Origin of the sequence: Sphingobium wenxiniae (genome assembly GCF_007830065.1) — a bacterium.
Taxonomy (GTDB): Bacteria; Pseudomonadota; Alphaproteobacteria; order Sphingomonadales; family Sphingomonadaceae; genus Sphingobium; species Sphingobium wenxiniae.
On the sequence record NZ_VLKK01000079.1, the window covers coordinates 1 to 1,223 of the forward strand.

General features: G+C 60.5%; 2 protein-coding genes. Both read right to left on the reverse strand.

The genetic code is table 11. From position 1 onward, the window contains the following. Positions 1–103: 103 nt before the first annotated feature. On the reverse strand, positions 104–901 hold the full coding sequence (locus IQ35_RS20960) for an HNH endonuclease (protein ID WP_221442146.1): 798 nt from the start codon (positions 899–901) through the stop codon (positions 104–106). Further along, positions 901–1,223, reverse strand: a 323-nt coding sequence (locus IQ35_RS20965; protein ID WP_145076251.1) for a hypothetical protein, incomplete at its 5' end; no start/stop codon positions are given. The genes IQ35_RS20965 and IQ35_RS20960, both read right to left, overlap by 1 nt.

The window sequence follows — 1,223 nt, forward strand, 5'->3', positions numbered from 1 at the left end:
TGATAATATATCTTATGTTAAATCAGAAAGGGCTAACCCTGCAAACAAGGAGTGAGCCCTTTGTCAGGCGGAACTTCGCTGCATACGTTTTCTGCTATTCCAATCACTCGAATCCGAAGTGCTTTCGATGCCATGCCATCTGGCGATGATGCGCATCGATCAATGGCAAAGGCGCAATCTCGTGTGGTGCGAGCAGTGAAATCACCGCCGGGTCGAGGTCTGGTCTGATGAGCGCCCTGCCTCCATCATCAAAGCTGATGAGACCGGCATCGAACGCGGCATCCCAGTGTGCGGCAAGCAATAGGCCGTTGAAAACGTCCAGTCTCTCCTCGTCGCTTCCGCAACGTGCCCAGGGGACGATATGGCTTGCGCGAAGCAGCGCGCGCTCGGAAATGCCCGTGAGCGGGCATTTGTTGTTCCAGTAATCGAGCAGGGCACCCCGGAAATAGCCCTGCCCAATCCGCTCGCGGGTGATCCGTTCGACCTCTGTGTGGCCTAGACTCGCTACATCGGCCTCGAACTGGGACAGCGGAAAGGTCGGAAGCGCCCGGGCCAGATGAAAGGCGCGGCTGAGAGCCTGGCGCATCTCGGCCTGATCGGAGAAGGCGAAGGCACCGCGGAACTGGCCCGGTACGGGTTCCGCCAGGGCCGCTGGAAACTCACCACACAGCTTTGCGGCGACGCCAGCATGTTCCACGGCGACGAACCACGGCGCCCCCCCGTCCTCATTGCCGGAGGCGAGCGCAATTTCTCCAGGAATACCATCGTCTGATCGAAAATAGAGCCACCCGTCCGCCTCGCCATTTTCCTTGCGGAAGCCGTGGTTATACGCCGCCTGCTGTAGCTCGGAGCGGTAAATCGGGTGGATGGGCCGGCTGCGGACGCTGGTGGACCGCGCCATTATCGATACCCTTCTAGCCTTGGCCGCATACCCTGCGCCATCAGTTCGTCATAGGCGGCAAGGACAAGGCGTTGCGTACGATATTCTCCGTATGCGCGCATCTCGTTGTTTTGCAGGACGCGGAAGGTTTCGCTGGGGTAGTCTGCGCCCATGATGTCCTTGGGGTCTAGCACATAGCGCAGTTCGTCGCGGGCGAGGCCGTAGGCGAGGGCGTACCAGGCGTCGAGCTCGGCGCGAAGCTGCGCGCGGCGGTCTTCGTTCCAAGGGAAGGGCTGCCCCTCATAGTCCAGATCGCGCGCGAAGGGGGCCATAGAATGGCTGG

What these genes read in the sequence shown, in the direction of transcription:
- IQ35_RS20960 (WP_221442146.1), bottom strand. Translation starts at nt 901, where the DNA reads ATGGCGCGGTCCACCAGCGTCCGCAGCCGGCCCATCCACCCGATTTAC.